Origin of the sequence: uncultured Campylobacter sp., assembly GCF_938017615.1 — a bacterium.
Classification (GTDB): Bacteria; Campylobacterota; Campylobacteria; order Campylobacterales; family Campylobacteraceae; genus Campylobacter_B.
This window is the reverse complement of sequence record NZ_CALIJA010000108.1, coordinates 1-3,714: the sequence shown is the minus strand read 5'-3', so window position 1 is coordinate 3,714 and position 3,714 is coordinate 1. Positions and strand designations below refer to the sequence as shown.

Sequence of the window (3,714 nt, the reverse complement as noted above, 5' to 3'; positions counted from 1 at the left end):
ATTAGAAAATCACATGGCTAATAATGCGAGTCCGCAGTTTTGTAGGTTTTTAAATATGGGTGGATTTTTTGACTATATTAACAAGCACACTTCATTTTATAAAACCGAAGATGGAAAAAATCTATTTGAATTATCTGTAAGCAAGGAAGGTTGTGCCAAATATAGATAAATTTTAGAGTAAAAGTATCTTTAGAGGGTATAGAGAGGTCATTTAAACGCCGCGAAGCTCATAAAATTCGCCCATTTAAAGATACTCTCGACGCGCTTAAAGCCCGCGCTTAGCGCCAAGGCTCGGTTTTCTGCCTCGGTGTAGGGCACGAGGACGTTTTCAAGCGCCTCGCGTTTTTGCGCGATCTCGTAGCGCGAGTAGCCCTGCGCGCGCTTGTAATCCTCGTAAATTTCGATCATCTGACGCGCGAGCGCAGGCTCTTCGTAGACGATCTTTTCGCTAAAGATCAAAACCCCGCCCTTGCGCAATCCGTCGTAAATTTTACTCACGAGCGAGGCCCTACGCGGCGGCCTGATAAACTGCAATGTGTAGTTTAAAATCACGGCGTCGCAGTCTTCGAGGCTCGCATCCAGCACGTCCGATACGCCAAGCTCGAGCTTGGCACCGAATGCCGCCGCTTTGGCGCGGGCGTTTTGTATCATCGCCTCCGAGCTATCGATACCGCACAGCCGCAGATCGGGGCGCAGCGCAAACAACGCCAGCAGCGCGGTCGCAGTCGAGCAGCCAAGATCGATCACGCGAGCCTTTTGCGGCAGTATCCGCGCCAAAAGCTCGCTGCTAAGCCGCGTGCTAGCCTCATAAAACGGCACGCTGCGCCCGATCATATCATCGAAAACCGACGCGACGCTGGCGTCAAACTCAAACTGTTTTTTGATAGGCTCTTTAAAAATTTCGTCTTTCATCCGTTTCCTTTTTAGTTTTGCTATTTGCGCAGCACTCGATTTATACTTCCTACGCATGCTAAGCGCAGAATTCTCACGCCGTGCTTTCTGTACTTACGAGACACTCGATTTGCGACCGCTACGCATGGAATTTTCGCGCTTAGTTTGCTCTGCGCGAAGCATACCTAAATTTTAAACGCAGCATGAGCACTTTTGATGCGAGCGAGCTGCATCTCAGTTTGTGCCCACTTCTAGCCCGGATATGCTCGATGCATGATTAAATTTCACATCTTGCTTGACACGCCTTAAAATTTCACGCTGTGCAAATATGTCCTTAAAATTCTACGCCGTATTTAGCGGGCTTAGAATTTCTCAACATTAAATTTTACGCCACCAAATCTCGCACTGCCAAAACAGCTTCTTTAAATTCTTTAATTACTAACTTAAATTAAAAGCATAGTCAAAGCTCCATTGGTAGAATTTCGCGCCCATTTTGCGATTTTACGCGCCGTAAAATGGAACCCGCTTAACAAAATCCCGCGTTTAGCTAGGCGTATAATTTAGCCGCTTGGCTCTTGCTCGGAAGCTCAGCCCTGCCGAATTTTAAAGCTTTGCAGCACAACTAAGATTTTTTATCGTTCTCAATTCTCGGCGCAGCTTGCACTTGCCTCGTCTTACATAAACCCAAGCTCAAGGTGCGTTAAAGCCATGTAGGCAGTGTACCAAGTAACGGGCACACGATTTTTATACGGGACGACGCAGACGGCTCATTTAATGCGTCGTAGATGCAAAACGCGGGCAGACGCATCAAATCAAGCGCACAGCCCGAAAATTTCATCTTTAAGCTTACAAGCCGTAGATTAAAATTTACGGCTTCGTAGTACCGCCTCCGCCTCTGAAGCGTCTTTTAAAATCTGCTCTTTAAGCTGCGCTAGATCGCTAAATTTGCGATTTTCACGTAGGAACTTTATAAATTTTACGCAAGCAAATTTCGCGCCGCTGTTTTTGTCCGCAGTCTCTAAATTTTTATTTTCGGCGTCCAGGCTCTCGCTCGCCGCAAAATTCTGCGTAGAAATTTCTACTGAATTACGCGCCGAAATTTCATCTAAATTTTGCGCAAAATGTGCGGCTTGCCCCTCGCAGCACGGCGCGCGATCTTGTGCGGAATTTAAACCTACCTCAAAGCCTGCAAAGTCCCCTAAAATGTGCGTTTCAAGCGCAAAAGTTCCGTCGGTGCTGAGCCTGTGCCCCAAGAAGCTCACGCTTGCAAATTCCTTGCTTCCGGCGCGTGCTAGGCTCGCATATACGCCGCTTTTTGGCATAAAATAGCCGCTCGCATCAAGATTTAGCGTCGCTACGAACTCTCGCGCCCCGCGCCCCTGACCGCGAACTGCGCGTCCGCAGATCTCGTAATTTCGCCCTAAAAGCTCCGCCGCCTCTTCGCACCGACCGCGCGATAAAAGCTCCTTGATCCTACTTGAATGCACGCCGCCGCCGCTTAAGCAAAACTCCCCTACGACGCAGGTTTGCCCGCGAAATTCGCGCCTTAAAAATTCCACGTCCCACGCCCGATCACGCCCAAATCTAAAGTCCTCGCCCACGACAATTTTTTGTAAATTTATGAAATTCTGCCTTAAAAGTGCGATAAATTCGCCTCCGCTAAGGCTTTTGATAGTGCGTAGATCGCAATAAAAAATCTTTTTGTTCGTAAACGCCTGCCGTGACGCAAAAGGGGTTAGCTTCGTGCCACCACCTGCTAGGATTACGATTATTGCGCCGTGTTCACCTAGGTGCTCAAATAATTTTTGATGTCCAAGGTGCATGCCGTCGAAGTTACCGATTGCTACGGCGCGCACATTATCGCGGTTTGCGCCTTGTAGCGTTGCGAAAATATCGCCTCGTGCGAACTGCTCGCTTAGGCGCGCACGCAGTACTTCCGCACAAGCAGGAAGCGTGCCTTGAGCCTGCACGTCTACGTCATTGCTGCAAGCGTCGTTATAAGCCGTTTTACTGCCAAAAGTCGTTTCATTGCTGCAAGAGGTGTCGGTGTCTGCTTCATCTGCGCGGTGCGCATCGCCGGTTTTATTTTTGCGTAGCTCTTGCTTCGGGTGTTCGATACTTTTAGATGAATTTTCCCCATTGCTTGCGAAATTCTGTTCCGTAAAATTTTTCAAGCTGGAATTCTGCGCTACGAAATTTTGCTCTTTAAAATTCCGTAGCGAAGCCTCTGTATGGTCTTTACATGATTTTTGATTAGCCATTATTGCTGCTTTGTCCAGACGATTTTTTTGGTGTCGTAGCCGCTGTGCTTCGCCTTTTTTAGATAGAGGATGCGGATTGGCTCAGGCAGGGTTTTGGTGCGTGAGAGGATATAAAGCTCACTCGTATCGGCGCCGAAAATCAGGGCGTAGCGATAGTCGCCGTCCACCTGCGCCACGCGGTAGAGGGAGTCGGAAATCAGGCCTTTTTGATAGAGCAGGCCTACGTTTTTATCGCCCGCAAACTCCAATACGTGCTGCTCGTTTTCGATTTTGCCCGAGCTTGTTTTGGCGGTTTTTAGAAGATTGATCGTAGAATTTTTATCGATAAAGCACTCGTACGCGGTGTTTTGCAGCTCGCCGCCGCCCTTCATACGGGCGATCTCATACCAGCCGCCGCTAAATTTAGCGATGTCGAAGTTTTTTACGATCGGCGCTTTTGGGCTCAGACTTTTGGCGCATGAGCCCAAAAATAGCGCGCAAAACGCCAGATAAAAGCAAAATTTAAGTGAGCATAAATGGAAAAAATCGATCTGATAATGAAAAATTTTATCGCAGAGCTTGG

Annotated in this window: 3 protein-coding genes; all 3 read right to left on the bottom strand. The window is 48.1% G+C overall.

The features are described from left to right. Positions 1-207: 207 nt before the first annotated feature. Positions 208-912, bottom strand: a complete 705-nt coding sequence (gene cmoA / locus Q0620_RS05690; RefSeq protein ID WP_298783671.1) for a carboxy-S-adenosyl-L-methionine synthase CmoA — start codon at positions 910-912, stop codon at positions 208-210. Positions 913-1,751: 839 nt separating this feature from the next. Next, positions 1,752-3,152, bottom strand: coding sequence for a riboflavin kinase (locus Q0620_RS05685; RefSeq protein ID WP_298783669.1), 1,401 nt, complete (start codon positions 3,150-3,152; stop codon positions 1,752-1,754). Next, positions 3,152-3,714, bottom strand: a 563-nt coding sequence (locus tag Q0620_RS05680; protein WP_298783667.1) for a lipocalin family protein, incomplete at its 5' end; no start/stop codon positions are given. The genes Q0620_RS05680 and Q0620_RS05685, both read right to left, overlap by 1 nt.